Origin of the sequence: Paraburkholderia sp. GAS33 (assembly GCF_050436645.1) — a bacterium.
Classification (GTDB): Bacteria; Pseudomonadota; Gammaproteobacteria; order Burkholderiales; family Burkholderiaceae; genus Paraburkholderia; species Paraburkholderia phenazinium_B.
On the sequence record NZ_JBNDMP010000006.1, the window covers coordinates 360,346 to 381,688 of the forward strand.

A 21,343-nucleotide genomic window follows, 5' to 3' on the forward strand; every position below is an offset into this window, starting at 1 on the left:
ACGAGGAATGGACAGCTACGCAAAGACGGGAGAAATTAAACTGTCGCAAGACCCGCTTCCCATGCTTCAACCGAAACGAATGTTTTAAAAACGCGTTCGACGGGCGTACGAGCTGCAGCTCAGTATCGGTTAAATCGTGGCACACCGATCATTATAAGAGGCAGAAAAGTGAGCGCATATTCGGCTGATGAAGCGATTGCCGCACTCTATGCGGCTGCAGTCGCGCCCGATCAATGGGACACGGCCCTGGAGGCATTGAAGCGTCTCGCCGATGCGCGCGCGGCAAACTGCTTCGTGCATGACGCGCTGACCGGCAGTTTCGTCGAATACCGGTTCAGCGGATACGGTGCGAACTGGGCCCGCGATTATGCAGGCCACTATCACAATCTCGATCTCGCGCGCCACGTGTTGTTGCGTGAGCCCGCCGGACGCATGCATGCGATGCATCGCCATGTATCCGAGAGCATGGTGCAGAAAAGCGAGTACTACCAGGGTTTCTATATTCCCGAGGGACTGCGCTATTCGTGCGGCGGCACGCTGTTCGACGGCAACCGGCGTTTGATCCTGGCGGTGCATCGCCCGGTCGGCCATCGCCCTTACGAAGAGCATACCGTGGCTGAGCTTCAGCGCGTGCTCGATCATCTTCCGCACGTGTTTCGGGTGCGTGAGCTGGCCGCGCGAAGCCTCGTCGGTGCATCGATGTCTTGCGCGGCACTCGACGTGCTGCCGCGCGCTGTCATCATCGTCGACGAGTACGCGACGATTCGCTATAGCAATCGCGTTGCCAGCGCGCTGCTCGATCGCGCGCAAGATGTGCTCGTGAGGTCTGGACGTTTGACGTTGTCCGATCCGCATCTTGCGCGTCAACTGGTTCAACGCGTGAAACAAATCTGTCGGCCCACGCCGACAATCGATTCGGTGCCGATCTATACGGTCGATTCGAACGGGCGTCCTTCGGTCGAGCTTCATATCGTGCCGCTCAATCCTTCGCTGGCGGCCAGTGTGGCCTCGGCGGATCCGATGGCGATGGTCCTGCTGCGTTGCCCTTTTCGGCGCGCGAACTGGTGCGGTGCGAGTACCCGTCCTTATTCGCTCTCGCACGCCGAGATTGCCGTAGCCGCCGCAATGGCGGAAGGATTGACCCCCGCCGAATGCGCTTCGCGCAGTGGCGTGAAAGTCAGCACCGTGCGAAGCCAGATCAAATCGATCATGGCTAAGACCGGCACGCGTCGCATGTCGGAAATCGCCACACTGTTCGCGGGCATCGATCTCCCGCAGGCCGATTAGGCATCCTGCCATACCCACCGTTCGAACAAGCTGATTCCCACTCGTATCCCCAATTTTGGGGATGTCCCCACCCCGACCAATCGATAGTCTTTCATTGCACGCAGACCAGCGCAGACGTCGGCAGACGCCTGACGCAGACGTGCCCGGGTACCAGGGGATTATCAAACACACCAAGAGGGGAATCAGATGAACATGATGCAGCGCAAAAAACTGTCTGTCGCATTTGGCCTGGTCGCGGCGTTGACCGCGTGCGGCGGCGGGCATTCAGGGTCCAGTTCCGGTTCGAGCACTACGCCCACGCTGAGCGCGGATCAAACCACTTTTCAAAGCTTCGAGCTCACGCCGAATCAGGCGTATCGAACCGACTGGGATTTGCCTGCCTCGGGCGCAACAGTTAGCGGAACGAGCTATTTCGACGACAGCTACGGGTCTCTGGCTGCGTCGCCGAGCGCCGGCACGCAGAAGGTGACCAACTCCGCGCTCGCGTCGATCGCCAACACCTTGCCGATTCCGGCTGCCGCATCGCTTCCCGAACGGTATCTGATCAATGGCAGCATCCTGATTGGTTCCGGCCCAGCCTACATCACGAACATCAGCTTTCAGGGAACCGGCGTCAGGGCCGACACGCTTGCCGTGGACGGTGCCACAACGGTCAACAGCACCTTGCGCAGCAATATCTCGGTCGTGCCGCTGAGCGGTACCGTGGCCTCCGCCCCGACCGATCTGGTGCAATGGTTCAACTTTCTGTACTTCAACACTGCACTGCTGAACACGACCACGACGTGGACCGCGGGCGCGGCGTACATGAAGTACACAGAGACCCAGATCGGCGACACGTACACAGTGGAAGACTATACGGGCTCGACAACCGGAAACACGCCCGTACCTGTTGCGACCGGCACGACCATCGCCGCGCTGATGACGGCGGGCGGTATCAAGTCCGGCTCCGACGACACGACCTACACACTGAGCAATGGCGCAGTGTCGACCATCAACGGCGTCACCACCTACGTCGCCAGCGCGGTGCGTCCTAACCGGACCACCCCGACGTATCACACCTATTACGACCTCAACGGCAACGTCTACTCTGGCAACCTCGTCAAGGACGGCACGGTTCTGGGCGGCAACGAGTATCCGGTTGCGGCAGCGGGCACCACGCAGGGTTTCACGCTCAACTATTCGCAGAACATCCAGATACGTCTGAATGCTGCAGCAATTACAAGCCTGAAAGCGGCGGTGACTTTTTAGCTCGATGTGATTGATGGACTGATACGGGGGCCGGCAGCGGCGGGGAGGTTGTGTGGCTTGTTTCAGGGTGCCGAGCCGGCGGTGGCCCTGCCACGCAACCAGTTCATCGCAGTGAACAACAACGTTGCAAACACAATCAACACCGTCGCCACCGCAAGAATCGAAGGATCGATCTGGTCGCGGATGCCGCTCCACATCTGACGCGGCACGGTGCGCTGCTCAGGGCCGCCAATGAAGAGAATAACGATCACCTCGTCGAACGACGTGGCGAACGCGAATACGCTGCCCGTCGCGACGGCCGGTGCGATCAATGGCAGCGTGACGCGGCGGAAGGTGGTCCACGGCCGCGCGCCGAGACCGGAGGCGGCGCGCAGCAGGCTCTGGTCGAACGACAGCAGCGAGGCGGTCACCGTGATCACGACGAACGGCGTGCCAAGCGCCGCATGCGCGAGCACTACGCCCATGTACGAGTTCACGAGTCCGAGCGGCGCGAAGATCAGGTAAAAGCCGGCGGCGACCACCACGATCGGGATGATCATCGGCGAAATCAGCAGCGGCATGATGATCGTGCGAAATGGGAACACCGGACGGCTCAGCCCGAGCGCGGCGAGTGTCCCAAGGCAGGTTGCGATCAATGTCGCGACCGCGCCGATGCCGATGCTATTCGCGAACGCGAGCTGCCAGTCGTGCGAGCCGAACGCCTGCGCGTACCAGCGCAGCGAAATGCCTTCCATCGGATAGGAAAAGAACGAGCCCGAGTTGAACGACAACGGCACGATCGCGAGAATCGGCGCAACGAGAAACAGGAAGATCAACGCGCAATGCACGCGCAGCCCTGCGCCCGCGATACGCTCGGACAGCGTTTGGTGACGTTGAGGTTGCATGCTGGTCTCTCCGCTAGCCGAAGCGCAGCCGGTCGATACCGACAAGCCGGTTGAAGACGAAATAGAAGAGGGCCGTGAAGACCACCAGATAGCACGACAGAGCGCCCGCGAGTCCCCAGTTGAGCTGCTCGTTGGTCTGCGATGCGATCAGCTGGCTGATCATCTCGTCCCCCGCGCCGCCCAGTAACGCAGGCGTGATGTAGTAGCCGAGCGCAAGCACGAAGACGAGGAAGCAGCCGGCGCCGACGCCTGGCAGCGTCTGCGGAATATAGACGCGGATGAATGCCGTGACCGGATGCGCCCCGAGCGATTGCGCAGCCCGCACGTACACCGGCGAGACGCCTTTCATCACCGAATAGATCGCGAGGATCATGTACGGCAGCAGAATGTGCGTCATGCCGATCAGCACACCGGTGCGATTGAAGGCCAGCGGAACGGGATGATGGACGATGCCGAAGCGCATCAAGGCTGTGTTAATGACGCCGCTCGGCTGCAGCAGGACGTACCACGCGGTCGTGCGCACCAGCAGCGACGTCCAGAACGGCACGATGACGAACAGCATGAGCCGGTTGCCCTGTTTCGGCGGTAGCGTGGCGAGCAGGTAGGCGACGGGGTAGCCGAGCAGCAGACACAAGAGCGTGACGGTCGCGCTGATCTGGATGGTGCGCACGAAGGCGGCGCGATAGACGGCGCTGTCCGCGGGCACCGGTGTCACGGAACCGTCCGGCGCGATCTGTGCATCGATCGCGTTGAGAAGGTAGTCCGGCGTCGGCGACGTAGCGGCCCGTTTTAGCAGGCGCCATGTTTCGTTCTCGCCCCAGCGCGGGTCCATCTGGATCAGCGCAGGCTTCCACGCGTCGGGTGTCTGCGAGCGCGTTTCGCGTGCCGTCTTCATCAGCAAGCTGCGGAACTCCGGTTGATAGAAATTCATTCGGCGTGCGATGTTACCGAGTTCGCCGGCTTCGGCCGATTGCCGCAAGCCTTGCCCGAGTGCGGCAAAAACCGGTTCGCCAGGCACGCCGTTGCCATCCCACGCCCGCAGCGCCACCGTCAGTTGCGGCATGCTGCCGCGCACTTCGGGATTCTGCACACTGCGCGCCAGCAGACTGGCGATGGGCGCGATAAACGTGGCGAGCAGGAACACGAGCAACGGTAACGCCAGCAGTAACGCCTGCAAGGCGGCCTTGCGACGGGCGCGCTGCCAGGCGTGACGGACGCCGCCGGGGTTGCCGGTGCCGATCGTTGCTGTGGGCTGCATTGGCGTGTTCATCGTCTCGCCCGTTCTCGTTACTGCGTGAGCCACACCTGGAAGCGCTTGCTGATCGCATCCGCGTTGTCGGCCCAGAACGTCGCATCGATCTGCAGCGGACGCTTGAAGTTGGCCGGCGCAGTCGGCAGATCGGCGAGGCGTGCCTTGTCGATCAGCGGAATCGCTTCCTTGCGCGGCGGCGCATACGCGATGTACTTCGAGAGGTCCGCATAGGCCTGCGGAGTCGATGCCGAGACGATGAACTTCTCCGCGTCGGCCGCGTGCTTGGCGCCCATCGGAATGCCCCACCATTCATAGTCGTAGACCTGCGCATCCCAGACGACCTTGAAGGGCTTGCCATCCTTGTGCGTGGCATCGTCGATGCGGCCGTTATAAGCCTGAGTCATCACGACCGCGCCGTCCGCGAGCAGCTGCGGCGCCTGCGCACCCGCGTCCCACCAGACGATGCTCGACTTGATCGTGTCGAGTTTCTTGAATGCGCGGTCGACGCCTGCGGGCGTGCCGAGCACCTTATAGACGTCCTTCGGCGCAACGCCGTCGGCGATCAGCGCCCATTCCATCGCCACCTTCGGCGATTTGCGCATGCCGCGCTTACCCGGATATTTCTTCAGATCGAAGAAATCGTTGATGGAGGTGGGTGGCGTCTTCAGCTTTGTCGTGTCGTACGCATACACGGTCGACCACACCATCGCCGAGACGGCGCAATCGCTGATCGAGCCAGGCAGAAAGTCAGCGGTATTGCCGAGCTGCTTGCGGTCGAACTTCTGCAGCAGACCTTCGTCGCATGCCGTGATGGCGTCGTTGGTTTCGAGGTCGATCAGATCCCACGTGGGGTTCTTCGCCTGTTCCATCGCGGACAGTTTCGCGAGGCCGCCGTCGTACGATTCCGTCGAAAAGCCGATCCCGGTCTTTGCGGTGAACGGCTCGAACCAGGCCTGTTTTGCTGCCGATTCGTAAGCGCCGCCGAACGTGACGACGGACAACGTGTCGGCGGCGTGCGCCATCGAAGACAGGACAGAGAGGACCGTGACGGCGGTAAAAATAGCGCCGTGCCGGATGGGAGAGCGAGTAGCGTGCATTTTAGTTAACTCCTGCGATGAGTGGCGATGCGGACGATGAAGGCGAAACCTGGGTGGGGCCGTCGGCGGTAACCGCGACGCGTGGCGAAACGGCGGCCAGTACCTTGCAGTCGTCGCGTCGCCACGTCACGGCCACGGTATGGCCAAGTGCAGGCAGATCGCGATGCTGTGTGTTGGGCACTTTCACGACGACGCTCTCGCCGTGTGCCAGTTTCAGATGCACACGGTGATGGTCGCCGCAATAGACGAGTTCCTGCACGAGCGCATGCACGACATTCGCATCGCCTTCGCCGCGCGCGGCATCGGCCGTCGCAGCCGCCGCTGCCGCGATGTGCGCGCGCTCGGGCCGCAAGGCCAGCATCGCTTCGCCGCCGGTGCGCAGTTCGGCACCGGCGCGGCCGCTGATGGTGGTGCCGTCGGCGAGCTGCAGCGTGGCCCACTCGCCCTCGCTCGCGACGACGCGGCCAGTCAAGCCGTTATTCTCGCCGACGAAGTTCGCCACAAACGCATTCGCCGCATTTTCATAGAGTTCGGTCGGTGTCGCGGCCTGCTGGATACGGCCGTCGGAAAACACGGCGACGCGGTCCGACATCGTCAGCGCTTCGTTCTGGTCGTGCGTCACGTAGACGACGGTCAGCGACAACTCTCGATGCAGGCGCATGATTTCGTATTGCATGCTTTCGCGCAGGCGTTTGTCGAGCGCACCGAGCGGCTCGTCCATCAGCACCACGCTCGGCTCGAATACCAAGGCGCGTGCCAGTGCGACGCGCTGCTGCTGGCCGCCGGAAAGCTGCGCCGGCCGGCGTGCCGCGAGGTGGGGCAGCTCCACCATCTCAAGCGCGCGCGCCACGCGCGCCTTCTGTTCGTTGCGACCAATCTTGCGGACCGACAGCGGAAACGCGACGTTCTGCGCGATCGTCATGTGCGGGAACAGTGCGTAGTTCTGGAACACCATGCCGATATCGCGCTGGTGCGGCGGCTTGTCGTCGAGCCGCTTGCCGTTCAGGCGAATCTCGCCGTGCGTCGGCGACTCGAATCCTGCCAGCATCATGAGTGTCGTGGTCTTGCCTGAACCGGACGGGCCGAGCAGTGAGACGAATTCGCCGCGCGCGACATCGAGATCGAGACCTTCGACGACGCTATGCACGCCGTCGTACGATTTGCTGACCCCTGCGAATGAAATGAACGATTGGCTGGACATGGTCGTGTGATCATCCGGTGCGCGGCTCACGCGCGTCATGACGTAGCGGTTCGCTGCGCGAGATAGCGCGCGAAGTCGTAGTTCGGCCGCTCGAGGTGGCTCAGGTTGCCTGGCCTCGCGAGCGGGGCATGCACGCCGCGAAACACGGCTTCGACACCGCGCCGGTCTTCCGCATTGACCTCGTCGAGCAGGGTCTTCAGCGTGGCCATGTAGTCGGCCGCTTTGGGATCGTCGATAAACTCGGGCGAGAGTCCGCCGCCAAACTGGATGTGCACCTTGCCCACACCGCGCGGCTGCAGCACGAGGTACCAGAAGTAGCCCGGCGTGAGCGTGACGAGATGCGTCGGGTAGATCGCGAGGAGCGCGGTCGTGCGGCGCCAGTGTCCCTGCAGACGCGTATTGCCGGGGTGCGCATTGCCGATCGGCAGCGACGCTTCCTTCGTAATCCAATGATAGTTGAAGGCCGCGCGTCCGGGCGGGCACTCCATCTCTTCGAGCCGTGAATGCGGGCCCACCGTGGCACGATGCAGCATGGGCAGGTGGTAGCTCTCCATGAAGTTTTCCGCGAGGATCTTCCAGTTAGTGTCCCACACGTGTTCTTCGTAGAACGTCTCGACGTAGTCGGACATGCCGTACGGCTCGATCAGTTGCGTGAGTTCTTCGAGCTGGGTTGCGACGGACGGCAGGTCAGGATCGAGCGTGACATAGATCCAGCCTTGCCAGGTTTCGCAGCGGATCGACGGCAGCCGGTAGCTTTCCTTGCAGAAGCCTGCCTGCCGTTCCATCATCGGTGCGCCGGCAAGGGTGCCATCGAGCGTGTAGTTCCATGCGTGATACGGGCACACGATACGTCTGACGTTGCCACGTCCTTCGAGCAGTACCGACATGCGATGCAGGCACACGTTCGACAGGCCGCGCAACTCGCCCTGTTCGTTACGCAGTACCACGATGGGCTGGCCGTCGATCTGCGCGCTCAGGTAATCACCAGGATTGCTGAGCGTGCTGGCGCGCCCTACGCAAAGCCATTGCTTGTGAAAGATCTCGCGTTGTTCGAGCGCGAGAAATGCGTCAGACGTATAGACTCGCGGCGGCATGGCGCGCGCATGGTCGAACGGGCGCTCGCAGTTCGCCAGCAACTCGCGGGCGATCTCGGGTCCGGTATCCGGCGACGTTGCAAGGGCAGCCATATGGCCTCCGGTTCGGCATTGCGTTGCGATGGACACCAATCTACCAAGTCAAATTGCCAGCCAAAATATTGTTTTCGGATGTAAAAGCCAGTTTTTTCCTATGCAGGCATCGGGCGCGCCGGCTCAGTCACTGCGATGCAGTTCGCGGATGTGCGTCTCGCAGAAGTCCGCGAATCGCTTCACTAACTGGCGTGGTTTCAGTTCGCGCGATTGTGCGATGCCAAGCGTGGTCGCCGTCACGTCGTCCTTGAACTGCTTGATGACGAAGTCCGCGCCGTCCACGGTTCGCAGCGACTTCAGCGGGAAGTTGAGGAGGCTGTAACCGAGGCCGTTTGCGACCATCCCGCGCACCACTTCCGGCTGCGACGAACGGAACGCGGGCACAGGCCGCGTTCCGACCGCGTCGAACAGTCCTGCGAAGTATTCTCGGCTGTGCGGCAGGTCGAGCATCACATACGGTACGTTGAGCAGATCCGTGAGCGAGACGGCGCGTGCGCGGGCGAGCCAGTGCAGCTTCGGCAGAATCACGTAGGGCGGCAGCGAAACGAGGGGCGTGAAGGCGACCTCGTCGGTGAGGTCGAGGCTGTAGGTGAGCGCGAGATCGAGCGTGCCGTCGCGCAGGCCGTGCAGCAGGTCGTCCTGATGGGCTTCCTCGGTGCGGAAGGTGACGCCCGAGTGGCTGGCAATGAAACGGCTGATGAGCGCCGGCATGACCGGCGGCGCGAGCGAGACCATGCAGCCGAGTGCGATTACGCCTGACATGCCGCCGTCCATCTCGCGTGCGGCGGACTGCAGCTCCTCCGCGTTCTTCAGAAGATTGCGCGCCTGTCCGAGCATGTCGCGCCCGGCCTGCGTCAGCGACAGGCCGCTCGCATGATGGCGGATGAACAGCTGCACGCCGAACGACGCTTCCAGGTCGGCAAGCGCCGTCGAGATCGACGGCTGCGAGATGTGCAGTTTCTTCGCCGCCGCGGTGAACGACAGCGCTTCCGCGGTGACCACGAAATACCGCAACTGCCGTAGCGAATAGTGCAATTGACCCACTTCCATCGCCTGCTCCTCGACGTTTTATCTGTCGCGATTGTGCGTCGAAAGAAATCCGTTTGCATAGGGAAAAGCGATGTATTGCATTTTTGAAATATGTTTTTCGGATGCTTGAGGCGGGCGTAGATTGCATTCATCGAATCCGGCGCGGCGTGCCTGCAGCGCTGCCACGGACCATGTCCGCACTCAAGCTGCCTTTCGGAAGGGAACAGCCATGACAGCTGAAAAAACGTCAATCGATACGCTTGTGGTGGGCGCCGGTCAGGCCGGGGTGGCCATGAGCGAACATCTGAGCAGGCAAGGGGTGCCGCATCTCGTGCTGGAACGCAGCCGCATTGCCGAGCGCTGGCGCACGGGACGTTGGGACTCTCTGGTGGCCAACGGCCCGGCATGGCATGACCGGTTTCCGGGTCTGGAATTCGACGATCTCGATCCCGACGCCTTTCCGTCCAAAGACCGCGTCGCAGACTATTTCGAAGCGTATGCGAGGCAGTTCAATGCGCCTATCCGCACCGGCGTCGAGGTGACGAAAGTGGAGCGTAGCGCTGGCCGGTCTGGCTTCACGATTGAGACGTCGGCGGGCATTGTCGAGGCCAATCGTGTGGTGGTCGCGACCGGCGCGTTCCAGCGTCCCCTGATTCCGCCTGTTGCGCCGCACGACGAGCGGCTCACGCAGATTCATTCCGCCGACTACCGCAATCCAGGCCAGTTACCCCAGGGCGCCGTTCTGGTAGTGGGAGCCGGGTCGTCAGGGGTGCAGATTGCCGATGAACTGCAGCGCTCGGGCAGGCAGGTATATCTCTCGGTGGGGCCACACGATCGTCCGCCGCGCGCCTATCGCAACCGCGATTACTGCTGGTGGCTAGGCGTGCTGGGCGAGTGGGACAAGGAGGTCGCGACACCGGGCAGGGAGCACGTCACCATTGCGGTGAGCGGTGCCCGTGGCGGCCATACCGTCGACTTCCGGGCGCTTGCCCAGCAAGGCATCGTACTCGCCGGTCTGACGAAATCGTTCGAGCGCGGCATCGTCGCCTTCCAGCCGGACCTTGCAGCCAACCTCACCCGCGGTGACGAAAACTATCTGGCGCTGCTCGACATGGCGGACGCGTATATCGCTCGAAATGGCCTGGACCTTCCGGAAGAACCGGAGGCGCGCAAAATGCTGGCCGATCCCGAATGCGTGACCCATCCGCTTCTCGAGCTCGATCTCGCGGAGGCTGGCGTGACTTCCATTGTCTGGGCGACCGGCTATACGGCCGACTACAGCTGGCTGCATGTCAACGCCTTCGCCGCGAACGGAAAGCCGCAACATCAACGAGGCGTGTCGTCCGAACCCGGCGTTTATTTTCTGGGTCTACCGTGGCTGTCGCGGCGTGGCTCCAGTTTCATCTGGGGTGTGTGGCACGACGCCATGCACATTGCCGACCATATCGCCACGCAGCGCGGGTATCTCTCGTATCGCGATGCGTCGCAACGTCAAACACAGGATTTTTTTCACTACGCTGAAGGCGCATGATGACCCAACCTACGCACACCCGCATCCGCATGTTCAACACGAAGGATACGTACCCCAACCAGGCGCTGGATAACGACCTCTGCCAGGCCGTGCGGGCCGGCAACACCGTTTATGTGCGCGGGCAGGTGGGCACGGATTTCGATGGCAATCTGATTGGGCTCGGCGATCCGCAAGCTCAGGCCGAGCAGGCGATGAAGAACGTCAAGCAGCTGCTCGAGGAAGCGGGCAGCGACCTGTCGCATATCGTCAAGACCACCACGTACCTGATCGACCCGCGTTATCGCGAGCCGGTGTATCAGGAAGTCGGTAAATGGTTGAAGGGGGTTTATCCGATTTCCACCGGCCTCGTGGTCAGCGCCCTGGGTCAGCCTCAATGGCTGATGGAGATCGACGTAATCGCGGTGATTCCCGATAACTGGAAGCCGAATCAGGACTAAGGAGCGGCACATGACATTCTCCATCGTTGGGCGTTGTGCGGAAACGGGCCAGCTTGGGATCGCCATCAGCTCGTCCAGTATTTCGGTGGGAGCCCGATGCCCGTGGGTGCGCGCGGGCGTGGGCGCGGTAGCGACCCAGAATGTCACGCTGCCAGCTCTCGGCCCGCGGATTCTGGATCTCCTCGAAGACGAAGGGCGTCTCGACCCTTCCGCAGCGCTCGACCGTGCGCTCGCCGGCGACGGATGGAGCCAGTATCGCCAGGTGACGGTGATCGACGGCCAGGGCCGTACGGCGTTTTTCACAGGCAAGGAAGCGCTGGGCCTGCACCACGCTGTGGCGGGTGAGCAATGCGTCGCCGCCGGCAACATGCTGGCGGACGTGCAGGTCATCGAGGCGATGGTTCAGGCGTTCGAGACAACGCCCGGCCTGTTGGCCGAGCGCTTGCTGTCGTCGATGCGTGCCGCGATAGCGGCGGGTGGCGAAGCCGGACCCGTGCATTCGGCGGCGCTCAAGGTCATGGGCGACGTGATCTGGCCGATCGTCGATCTGCGGGTCGACTGGGCGGAGGTCGATCCGATCGGACAACTGGAAGCGCTGTGGCACGCCTATCGACCGCAAATGCAGGACTATCTGACGCGTGCGTTGAACCCGACCGCAGCGCCGAGCTACGGCGTGCCGGGCGACGAGTGAAGTGTTTGCCTGGAGCTTTCGTCCCTGCTCACCAGGGAACGACCTTTCCCTGGTAGTCCAGATAATGCAAACCGGAGCGCCCCTCGTAAGCCTCGATCGTCTTCACCAGGTTCGGGATGCTTTCTTCGATAGTCAGACGCGCGTCGGGGCCGCCCATGTCCGTCTTTACCCATCCAGGCGCCATCAATAGCAAGGTTTTCGGGTCGTTCTGGTGACGCGCGGAAAAGCTGCGCATGAACATGTTGAGGGCAGCCTTGCTGCCACGGTAGACCTCGTAATTGCCGTTCGTGTTATTGGTGAGGCTGCCTTGCCCGGACGACATGACACCGATTGTTCCGGCCGGCTGCACAAGATCCTGAAACGCCTCGATTACCCTCATTGGACTCAACGAGTTCGTCACCATGACGCGCACGAATTCCTCGGTCGAGACGTCGGCGATCGTTTCGCGATCGTCGTTTTTGACGCCAGCGTTCACGAAAAGGACATCCAGCCGTCGATCCTTGAGGCGATCGTGTAACGCGGCGACCTGATCGGGGATCGTGATATCGACGGCTTCAACTTCCAGTGCACCCTGAGTGCTTTGCGCGAGTCGGTGCAGGCGTTGCATTGAGCCCTCCCTCCCGGTGGCAATCACTTGCCAGCCACGCTTGAGGTATTCCTCGACCATTGCGAATCCGAGGCCGCGGGATGCACCGATGAGAAGGACGGTTTTCTGCGCAGAGGTGTCTTGCATTGGTAACTCCTATGAGCGAGACCCGATACACCATGATTTGAGGTGCCACGTGTTCGGGTCATAAGTCGGTACAACGAATATATCGATCCACGAGACATGGCGGAAGGCGCAGCCGTTGCACTTATAACCTGCATCAAACGCCATGTCTGAACGGCGCGTGCTAGGATCAGGCATGCCAGAAGCCGACCTGAATTTGCTCATTGCGCTCGACGCATTGCTTGCCGATGGCAGCGTGGCCGGTGCTGCGCGTCGGCTGGGATTGAGCGCTTCGGCAATGAGCCGAACCCTGACCCGGCTTCGAGAGGCGACCGGTGACCCGCTGCTGGTTCGCGCCGGGCGCCAGATGGTTTTGACACCCCATGCAGAGGCACTGCGTCAACGCACACAGAATGCGGTTCACGAGGCACGTGCTGTACTGGGTCCCGCAACGACGGAGCTTGATTTCTCGACGTTGCAGCGCACCTTTACCATTCGTTCCAACGATGGTTTCGTCGAAGCCTTTGGTGCTTCGCTGATCGCCGCGGCGACAGCGGTTGCGCCGCGTGTGTGTTTGCGTTTTGCACCCAAGCTTGAGAAGACGGCAGCGTACTTGCGAGACGGTTCGGCAGATCTCGAGATCGGTGTGTTGAGCGAAATGGGACCGGAAGTCCGCGTGCAGGCATTGTTCCGCGACCGCTTTATAGGCGTTGTCAGGCAAGGCCATCCACTCGCGATGGAGCCTGAGGTGACGACGCAACGGTACACCGCCTTCGGCCATGTCGTCGCCTCCCGTCACGGCCGCACCAGCGGACCGGTTGATGAGGCGCTGGCTGCTTTAGGACTGGTGCGAACGATTGTCGCCGTCGTTCCGAGTTTTCCCGCCGCGCTCGCGGTGGCGCGAGCTTCCGACCTGATCGCGCTGGTGCCTGCGTCCGTTCTGCACAATCAGTCCGCACAGCAGGAGTTGCCCGCATCCACCGACACTCACGCCTTCGAGCTTCCCGTAACGACCGGGGAGATTGCCGTGTCGCAGATGTGGCATCCGCGCCTGGAGGTGGATCCTGTTCACCGCTGGCTCCGTCAACTGACGCTAACGGTGTGTCGGGAACGGCTGGGTCAGTGAAACGGGAGCCTCGCGTGGACGCGAGGCTCCATTCATTGCGTGGGTCGCTCTGTGCAACAGCCGCTGGGCGATCGATCAGGACGCTATGCCGGATCCTTAAACACGCTGTTCAACCATCCACCTGAGGGCTCCTTCGACAAGCTGTCGAAGCGACCCTCCGCAAGCGACTGAACGCTGGCCACGAGGCCGCCCCACGCCGCACGGGCCAGTGCACCGCCCACACTCACGCGCCGTACGCCGAGCTTCGCCAGTTCGTCGAGCGTGAACGCAGAGGGTCCGCCGATCAGCAGATTGACCGGCTTTGGCCTGACTGCGGCGACCACCGCTTCGATCTGCTCGCGCGTCTGGATGCCGGGTGCGTACAGACAATCGGCTCCGGCTTGCGCATACGCGCGCAAACGCGCAATCACGTCTTCGAGATCGGGCACGCCGGCAACGAAATTCTCCGCACGTCCGACGAGCAGCGTATCGCCGCCTGTTTCGTCGATCGCGCGTCGTGCCGCAGCGAGCCGTTCCACGGCCGCGTTGACCGGAAGTAACGGCGACTTCGCATCGCCCGTCGAGTCCTCGACAGACAGGCCGGCGACGCCTGCGTCCACCGCCATCCGGACGCTTTGCGCCACTTCGGCGGGATTGCTGCCAAAGCCGCTTTCGAAGTCGGCGTTCACCGGCAGATCCGTCGCATGGACCATCTCGCGCAGGTGAGCTATGACCGCGTCGCGCGAGACTCCGTTGTCGGGCCGGCCGATCGACCACGCGAAGCCCGAACTGGTGGTCGCGAGTGCCTTGAAGCCCATGGATGCCAGGTAACGGGCGCTGCCTACGTCCCACGGATTCGGCAACACGAAACATCCGTCTTCGTGCAACGCGCGGAATGCCTGGCGTTTTTCGGAAATGGTGCGGGTCATGATCATTCTCCTTTGTGTGGGATGTGGCAGCGCAACCACGGATACCACCAGACGCTTTTTAATCTTGAGAAGCCTGCAACCTTACTCTTCTTATTAGACGTCCCGCCGTGCGCGATTCCAATCTTTTCATCAGACTATAGGCGAGTGGCTCGCGCCCGGCGTGGTGCAAGCGAAGCCATCGTCCAGGCACGTCAAGGGTCGACGCGAATATGTTGCGGCGGTCGTCAAGGTGTATCGTGGCGTGATGCGGTCATTTGTAAACGTTCCTGATCGTAAGGCGTAAGAATTGCCGGTCACAATACGCCGCTTTGTGTCATGCATTCACATGCACAGGACGCCGATGAAACAGATAAACAGGGCGTGCGCCCTCTAGAGACACGACGGGCAAAGCCCGCACACCAGCCAGCCAGTGCAGATGGACGCCACACACGGATTCGATGCGGGCAGCAGCCCCCAGCTTCTCTGGGAGGATGGCGAGCGCGTGTTCTGCCGGGAGCGGTCTCAGGACGGTAGCGAGAGCGTGCTGGTGGCGCGCACGGCCAGCGAGCATCCATCACCGGCCAGCCTCGCGCGTATTGCTCATGAATTTGCGCTGCGGGGTCAACTCGGCAGCGCATGGGCAGTGCGCCCCAGGGAACTGCTGCAGGCAGAAGGCCGCGCCGTGCTGGTGCTCGAGGATCCAGGCGGCGAGCCGCTCGAGCGGTTGACCGGCGCACCCATGGAAATGGAAAGTGTCCTGCGCCTCGCTACGGGAGTCGCGGTGGCGCTGGGCAAGCTCCACCAGTGCGGCCTCGTCCACAAGGATCTCAAGCCAGCCCATATCCTCGTGAACTGTGTGGACGGGCACGTGCGGCTCACCGGATTCGGCATTGCCTCGCGGCTGCCGCGTGAGCGGCAACGTCCCGAGCCGCCGGAGACCATTGCCGGCACGCTCGCCTACATGGCACCCGAGCAGACCGGACGGATGAACCGTTCGATCGACTCGCGCAGCGACCTCTACGCATTCGGCGTCGCGATCTACCAGATGCTCACGGGCACATTGCCGTTCACGGCTCTCGATCCGATGGAATGGGTGCACTGTCACGTCGCCCGCAAGCCGCTGCCGCCCAGCGCGCGGGTGGGGGCGGTTCCGCCTGGCGTCTCGGCGGTCGTGATGAAGCTGCTCGCGAAGACACCCGAAGAGCGTTATCAGACCGCGGCCGGCGTCGAGTGGGATTTGCGGTACTGTCTGGCCGAATGGACGCGTCAGCGTCGCGTCGATGTCTTCCGGCTGGGCGCGCACGACACGCCCGACCGGCTGCTGATCCCCGAGAAACTCTACGGGCGGGAGCGCGAGGTCGGCACGCTGGTGGCCGCCTTCTACCGCGTCATCAGCAGCGGCGCGCCTGAACTGGTGCTGGTTTCCGGCTACTCGGGCATCGGCAAATCCGCGGTCGTCAACGAGTTGCACAAGGTGCTGGTGCCCCCGCGCGGGCTCTTTGCCTCGGGCAAGTTCGACCAGTACAAGCGCGACATACCTTATTCGACCCTCGTGCAAGCCTTCAGGGGGCTCGTGCGACCGCTGCTCGGCAAACGCGAGACGGAACTCGCAAGCTGGCGTGACGCACTGATCGAAGCCCTTGGGCAGAACGCCCGGCTCATGACCGAGCTGATCCCCGAACTGACGCTGATCATCGGCGATCCGCCGCCAGTCCCGGAGCTCGATCCACATCAGGCGCAACGCCGCTTTCAGCTCGTCTTCCGGCGCTTCATCGGCGTATTCGCCACGCAGGAACATCCGCTGGCGCTGTTTCTCGACGATCTGCAATGGCTCGACGCCGCGACGCTCGATCTGCTGGAGGACCTGCTTACCGGTCCGGATCTGCGCCATCTGATGTTGATCGGCGCGTATCGTAACAATGAGGTGGACGCCTCGCATCCGCTGATGCGCAAGCTGCAGGCCGTGCGCAACGCCGGCGCAACGTTCGATGAAGTGGCGCTGGTGCCGCTTGCGCGCGGGCACGTCGAACAGTTGATCGCAGAGGCGCTTCGCGACGTGCCGGAACACGCGGCACCGCTCGCGCAGCTCGTCCACGAAAGGACCGCCGGCAATCCGTTCTTTGTCATCCAGTTTCTGCACGCACTCGTCGACGAGGGCCTGCTCGGTTTCGATCACGACGCAGCCTGCTGGCACTGGGATCTGCCGAACATTCATGGCAAGGGCTATACCGACAATGTCGCCGACCTGATGGTCGCGAAGCTGGCCCGCTTGCCCGTCGAAACGCAGCAGGCGCTGCAACAGTTTGCCTGTCTCGGCAACACCGCCACGACGGCGATGCTCGCGAACGTTCTTGAGCGTTCGAGAGACGAGATCCGGGCACTGCTGCTGCCGGCGGTCGAACAGGAGCTCATCGAGCAACTTGAGGAATCCTGCCGGTTTGTCCACGACCGGGTGCAGGAGGCGGCCTACTCGATGATCCCCGAGGCGTTGCGTGCGCAGGCCCATTTGCGCGTCGGACGTTTGCTTGCTGCGCAGACGCTACCCGAGAAACGGCAAGAGGCGGTCTTCGAAATCGTCAACCAGCTCAACCGTGGTGCAGCCCTCGTCACGCTGCAGGAAGAGCGCGAGCAACTGGCCGGGCTCAACCTGATTGCCGGCCAGCGTGCGAAGGCGTCGTCAGCCTATGAGTCGGCGCTCACCTACCTGAGCGCCGGCGCCGAATTCCTGAGGGACGATTGCTGGGTGCGCCGGCACGACCTGATCTTCGCGCTGGAGCTGGAGCGGGCCGAATGCGAGTTTTTGACGGGCCGCCTGTCGGCCGCGGAAGAGCGTTTGAGTGTGCTTATTCAGCGTGCTGCGACTGTCCCCGAACGTGCCAACGTGACATGTTTGCGCGTCGATCTGTACATGACGCTCGATCAGGCGAGCCGCGCCGTTGCGGTTGCTCTGGACTACCTGGAACATCTGGGCATCGACTGGTCGCCGCATACCGCGGAAGAGAAAGCGCGTGAGGAATACGAACGAATCTGGTCCCAGCTTGGAGACCGCAAGATCGAGGAGCTCATCGATCTGCGGCTGATGACCGACCCGGAATCGCTCGCGACCATGGACGTCCTCGTCAAGGTCATGCCCGCCGCACTGTTTACCGATACGAATCTATGGTCGCTGGTCGTCTCCAGGGCCGTCAATCTGAGCCTTGAACGCGGCAATTGCGACGGATCCAGCTCCGCCTATGTCCGGCTCGGCATGATGGCCGGAGCGCGTTTTGGCCACTACGAGGTCGGATTTCAATTCGGTCAGCTGGGTTACGACCTTGTCGAACGACGCCGCCTGATGCGTTTCCGTGCAAGAACCTACATGCATTTCGGCAACGTCATCCTGCCGATGGCCAAACATTTGCGGGCTGGCCGCGAACTGATGAACCGCGCGTTCGAGGCTGCAAGGAATACGGGTGACCTCGTTTGCGAAGGGTATTGCTACACCCATATGATCACCAATCTGCTCATCGCGGGAGATCCACTCGCCGACGTGCAGCGCGAAGCTGAAGCGAGCCTGATGTTCGCGCAAAAAGCGCATTTCGGTTTCGCCACCGACGTCAGCGCGACGCAGCTTGGACTGGTACGAACGCTGCGAGGCCTGACGCTGGCCTTTGGCTCTTTCAACGATGGGCAGTTCGACGAGATGCGGATCGAGCGTCACTTCCTCGAAAATCCGGACCTCGTGATTGCGCACAGCTGGTACTGGATCCGCAAGTTGCAGGCGCGCTTTTTTGCCGGCGACTACGCGGCGGCGGCAGATGCTTCGATGCGGGCGCAACGTCTTTTGTGGACCGCGGCATCGTACCTGGAAGAGGCGGAATATCATTTCTACAGCGCGCTCTCGCTGGCTGCCTGCTGCGGTCCTGTTGCCAGCCCCGGCCCTGAAGCGCGGGAGTCTCTCGAAGCGATAGCTATTCACGAAAGGCAATTGCAATTGCGGGCGCAGAGTTGCCCCGAAAACTTCGAGGATCGCGCTGCGCTGGTCGGCGCCGAGATCGCTCGCCTGGAAGGGCGCGACGCCGAGGCGATGCGCCTCTACGAAACGGCGATCCGCTCGGCGCGCGCAAACGGCTTCGTGCAAAACGAAGCGCTTGCCGGCGAACTCGCGTCGCGCTTCTATGCGGCGCGCGGATTCGACAAGATAGCCCGCATGTATCTGCAGGACGCCCGGCAAGGGTATCGGCGCTGGGGCGCAGATGGCAAGGTGCGGCAGCTCGACGAAATGCACCCATACCTCAGAGAAGGTGACCAGGCGCTCAGACCCACCAGCACGATCGGGGCGCCGGTCGAACACCTCGATCTCGCGACGGTGATCAAGGTGTCGCAAGCGGTCTCGGGAGAGATCGTTCTCGACAAGCTGATCGATACGGTAATGCGTACGGCGATCGAACAGGCCGGCGCCGGACGCGGCTTGCTGATTCTTCCGGACGGCAATGAGCAACGGATCGCCGCAGAGGTCACGACCGACGGCGATATGCCGCTTGTCGAGCTGCGCGATGTGCCGGTGAGCGCGGCGATGCTGCCCGAGTCGGTTCTGTACCACGTCCTGCGTACGCGCGAGAGCGTGATTCTCGACAATGCAGCGAGCGATCCCACATTTGCCACGGACCCGTACATTGTTCAGCACCGCACCCGTTCGATGCTCTGCATGCCCTTGATGAACCGGGCCAAACTCATCGGCGCGCTGTACCTCGAAAACGATCTGCTCACCCGCGTATTCGCGCCTGCACGGATTGCCGCGCTAAGGCTGCTTGCCTCGCAGGCCGCGACGTCGCTCGAAAATACCCGCCTGTACCGTGACCTTGCGGAGCGCGAATCGAGGATTCGGCGGCTCGTCGATGCCAACATCATCGGCATCATCGTCTGGAGAGAGGATGGTGACATCCTCGAGGCGAACGACGCGTTTCTGCGCATGGTGGGATACGAGCGCGACGACCTCGTCTCGGGGCGCGTGCGCTGGACGGACCTGACGCCGCCGGAATGGCGCGAAAGCGCCGCACTGGCTTTGGAAGAGCTAAGGACAGTGGGGCGCTCACAGCCAACGGAGAAGGAGTACCTCAGGAAGGACGGCAGCCGTGTGCCCGTCATGATCGGCAGGGTCGCTTTCGAAGCTAGTGGGAAGGAAGGTGTCGCCTTCGTGGTCGATCTGACCGAGCGCAAGGAAGCAGAGCACCGCTTGCGGGAGTCTTACGAGATGTTGCGCGAACTCACCTCGCGCCGCGAAACTGCACGCGAAGAAGAGCGCAAACATATCGCACGGGAAATGCACGACGAGCTCGGGCAATATCTCACCGCGCTACGCATGCGCGCGTCGACGTTGCGCATGCAGTTCGGCAATGACCACCCGGAGCTGTTCGACGAAACCCGGGCACTGATTGCGCTGGTGGACAACACCATGGAGGTGGTGCGGGGCGTCATCACGTCGCTGCGTCCGCCGGCTCTCGATGCCGGTATCGTGGCGGCGCTCGAATGGCTGGCTGCCGAGTTCGACCGCAATGGCCGCACGGTATGCCAGCTTCGCGTGCAGGACGAGAACATCGTCATGAGCGAAGACCACGCCGTGGTGCTGTTTCGCCTCGTCCAGGAGGCGTTGACGAATGTCGCCCGGCATTCGGCGGCCACCGAAGTGATCATCACGCTCGAACGAACGCCTGGCGCCTACGTGCTCGAAGTTCGCGACGACGGCCAAGGGTTCGATGCGCAGGCGATCAGAAAAACCTCGTTCGGTCTGGCCGGGATGGAAGAGCGTGTCCTGATGCTGGGCGGGGAGATCGAAGTGCTCAGTGCGCCCGGCGCCGGCACTGCGATCAAGGTTCGTCTTCCTGATCGTCAGGCGGCGCCGGACTAGTCGGGCTGGACCCGGCCGTGCGCTTCACGGCGTGCGTGATGCCGGTATCGCGTCAAAGGAGTGGCCGGCAGGCACCAGCTTTGGCTGCGCAAACGCAGCCCGTGCATCGACAGCAGACGCGGAAGTCCAGCCGGGCCGACCGTATGCATGGCGCCCACGACGATCAGTCGCGACCTGCGATCCGCCGCCATCCGGACAATCGAGGGCACCCAGTTCCTGTTGCGTTGATTGATCAGGATGTCGAACATGGCCGGCCAGCGCCGGCGGCGTTCCGTGAGCGCAGCATCGAAACGGATGGTATTTCCGTGAGTCCAGGCGCGCACCATCGTGGACAGCTCTGCAACACCGAGATCGCCGTTCACGAAATATTCCAGCATGGAGGTCTGCTCGGCAATCGGCGCCGACGTCAGGGCGATGGTTTGGGCCTCGACCGTTTCGAGCGCCCCACGGTGTTTTGCATCGTGGACGGCGCGATCCCAGAGAAGCCGGTCGACGCCGCGCTCCATCACATAGCCGCTCCTCGCCGCCTCGTTCAGGTGAAGGATCAGCGCCGCGGCGCCGGGTTTGAAGCGCGGCAGATTCTGCCCGGGAAGTCCGAGCCGCAACCAGTGCGAATGCGCTTTCGCATACGTAAGCGGTGTCACGCAATCCTTGAGCGTGGTGCCGGGCGGCAGCAATAGGGGCGCCGAGTCGGGCGGTTCCGACAGGTCTGCTTCCAGCACGAGGTGACTGGCGGTGCTAAACACCTCCAGAACATGGCGCGGCAAGCGAAACGGCTCGAGGTTGGTGACGTGAACCGAACCCAGAATATGAGTCTCGGAGCCTTCAATCTTCCATAGCATTGCGATATCCCTTACGGCGGGCGGCCGGGCTTCCATGAAACCCGGCGA

Annotated in this window: 16 protein-coding genes; 7 read left to right on the top strand and 9 right to left on the bottom strand. The window is 62.5% G+C overall.

Annotated elements, in window-relative coordinates:
- Positions 1-168 precede the first annotated feature (168 nt).
- Both P3T24_RS21085 and P3T24_RS21090 read left to right on the top strand, forming a co-directional pair.
- Positions 169-1,287, top strand: coding sequence for a helix-turn-helix transcriptional regulator (locus tag P3T24_RS21085; protein ID WP_429437437.1), 1,119 nt, complete (start codon positions 169-171; stop codon positions 1,285-1,287).
- 186 nt (positions 1,288-1,473) lie between these two features.
- The gene (locus P3T24_RS21090) at positions 1,474-2,535 is read left to right on the top strand and encodes a hypothetical protein (protein WP_429408905.1); all 1,062 of its coding nucleotides are present in this window, start codon (positions 1,474-1,476) and stop codon (positions 2,533-2,535) included.
- Between the two features lie 62 nt (positions 2,536-2,597).
- Here P3T24_RS21090 and P3T24_RS21095 read toward each other — a convergent pair whose 3' ends face one another.
- From P3T24_RS21095 to P3T24_RS21120, 6 genes are all read right to left on the bottom strand, one after another.
- Positions 2,598-3,419: an ABC transporter permease gene (locus P3T24_RS21095; RefSeq protein WP_429437440.1), complete on the bottom strand. Its 822-nt coding sequence runs from the start codon at positions 3,417-3,419 to the stop codon at positions 2,598-2,600.
- 13 nt (positions 3,420-3,432) lie between these two features.
- Positions 3,433-4,677 (bottom strand): ABC transporter permease, encoded by a 1,245-nt coding sequence (locus P3T24_RS21100; protein WP_429437443.1) that lies wholly within the window; start codon positions 4,675-4,677, stop codon positions 3,433-3,435.
- Between the two features lie 29 nt (positions 4,678-4,706).
- Entirely contained in the window at positions 4,707-5,693 is a 987-nt protein-coding gene (locus tag P3T24_RS21105; RefSeq protein WP_143787747.1) for an ABC transporter substrate-binding protein, read from the bottom strand.
- Positions 5,694-5,769: 76 nt separating this feature from the next.
- A complete protein-coding gene (locus P3T24_RS21110) occupies positions 5,770-6,969 on the bottom strand; it encodes an ABC transporter ATP-binding protein (protein ID WP_429437446.1) in 1,200 nt (399 codons plus the stop codon).
- A 35-nt stretch (positions 6,970-7,004) separates the two neighbouring features.
- Complete coding sequence (locus P3T24_RS21115; protein ID WP_429437449.1) at positions 7,005-8,156, bottom strand: aromatic ring-hydroxylating oxygenase subunit alpha; 1,152 nt, start codon at positions 8,154-8,156, stop codon at positions 7,005-7,007.
- 123 nt (positions 8,157-8,279) lie between these two features.
- Complete coding sequence (locus P3T24_RS21120) at positions 8,280-9,206, bottom strand: LysR family transcriptional regulator (protein ID WP_429437452.1); 927 nt, start codon at positions 9,204-9,206, stop codon at positions 8,280-8,282.
- A gap of 208 nt (positions 9,207-9,414) precedes the next feature.
- Between P3T24_RS21120 and P3T24_RS21125 the strand changes: the two genes are divergently transcribed.
- The 3 genes from P3T24_RS21125 to P3T24_RS21135 are packed head-to-tail and all read left to right on the top strand — an operon-like array spanning position 9,415 to position 11,844.
- On the top strand, positions 9,415-10,716 hold the full coding sequence (locus tag P3T24_RS21125; RefSeq protein WP_429437455.1) for a flavin-containing monooxygenase: 1,302 nt from the start codon (positions 9,415-9,417) through the stop codon (positions 10,714-10,716).
- On the top strand, positions 10,716-11,153 hold the full coding sequence (locus P3T24_RS21130; protein WP_429437585.1) for a RidA family protein: 438 nt from the start codon (positions 10,716-10,718) through the stop codon (positions 11,151-11,153). The genes P3T24_RS21125 and P3T24_RS21130 overlap by 1 nt, the downstream gene beginning before the upstream one ends.
- A 10-nt stretch (positions 11,154-11,163) precedes the next feature.
- Positions 11,164-11,844: a DUF1028 domain-containing protein gene (locus tag P3T24_RS21135; protein WP_429437458.1), complete on the top strand. Its 681-nt coding sequence runs from the start codon at positions 11,164-11,166 to the stop codon at positions 11,842-11,844.
- Between the two features lie 28 nt (positions 11,845-11,872).
- Here the strand turns inward: P3T24_RS21135 and P3T24_RS21140 are convergent, their stop codons facing one another.
- Entirely contained in the window at positions 11,873-12,577 is a 705-nt protein-coding gene (locus P3T24_RS21140) for an SDR family NAD(P)-dependent oxidoreductase (protein ID WP_429437461.1), read from the bottom strand.
- 172 nt (positions 12,578-12,749) lie between these two features.
- Here P3T24_RS21140 and P3T24_RS21145 point away from each other — a divergent pair, with 172 nt between their 5' ends.
- A complete protein-coding gene (locus tag P3T24_RS21145; protein WP_429437464.1) occupies positions 12,750-13,679 on the top strand; it encodes a LysR family transcriptional regulator in 930 nt (309 codons plus the stop codon).
- Between the two features lie 83 nt (positions 13,680-13,762).
- Here P3T24_RS21145 and P3T24_RS21150 read toward each other — a convergent pair whose 3' ends face one another.
- Complete coding sequence (locus P3T24_RS21150; RefSeq protein WP_429437467.1) at positions 13,763-14,587, bottom strand: isocitrate lyase/PEP mutase family protein; 825 nt, start codon at positions 14,585-14,587, stop codon at positions 13,763-13,765.
- 415 nt (positions 14,588-15,002) lie between these two features.
- Between P3T24_RS21150 and P3T24_RS21155 the strand changes: the two genes are divergently transcribed.
- Positions 15,003-20,453 (top strand): AAA family ATPase, encoded by a 5,451-nt coding sequence (locus P3T24_RS21155; protein ID WP_429437470.1) that lies wholly within the window; start codon positions 15,003-15,005, stop codon positions 20,451-20,453.
- Here the strand turns inward: P3T24_RS21155 and P3T24_RS21160 are convergent.
- Positions 20,450-21,295 (bottom strand): TraB/GumN family protein, encoded by an 846-nt coding sequence (locus P3T24_RS21160; protein WP_074267887.1) that lies wholly within the window; start codon positions 21,293-21,295, stop codon positions 20,450-20,452. The genes P3T24_RS21155 and P3T24_RS21160 overlap by 4 nt on opposite strands.
- Positions 21,296-21,343: the final 48 nt, after the last annotated feature.